The organism is Streptococcus suis, from assembly GCF_002964575.1.
Classification (GTDB): Bacteria; Bacillota; Bacilli; order Lactobacillales; family Streptococcaceae; genus Streptococcus; species Streptococcus suis_R.
In genome coordinates, this window is the sequence record NZ_POQQ01000094.1 from 1 (window position 1) to 294 (window position 294).

The window sequence follows — 294 nt, forward strand, 5'->3', positions numbered from 1 at the left end:
TTTCCTGTAGTGCTGATTGGGTTGGCAGCTTTCTTGTTGCTTGGTTACACAATCAGTAATTGGGATGAGATAGAAGCATTTGGGCAATCTGTTGCTAATGAGTTAGTTGCAATGGGGCATAGTGTTGGCGATTTTATTTCAGGTTCATCAGTTAAGGTTAATGATGTTTTTAAAACAGCGGTTAAGAACGTAGCAAATAAAACAGGCAATACGTTAGATAGATACAATCAAAGTGTTCATTATACAGGTGGTTTACAGGTTCATACAGGAACGTTTACTAATATTCGTATGTTG

The 294-nt window shown here is 37.1% G+C and carries 1 protein-coding gene; it reads left to right on the forward strand.

The features are described from left to right. Window positions 1-294 (forward strand): hypothetical protein (locus tag C1E58_RS12145; protein ID WP_161951320.1); only part of this gene is annotated, 294 nt, incomplete at both ends.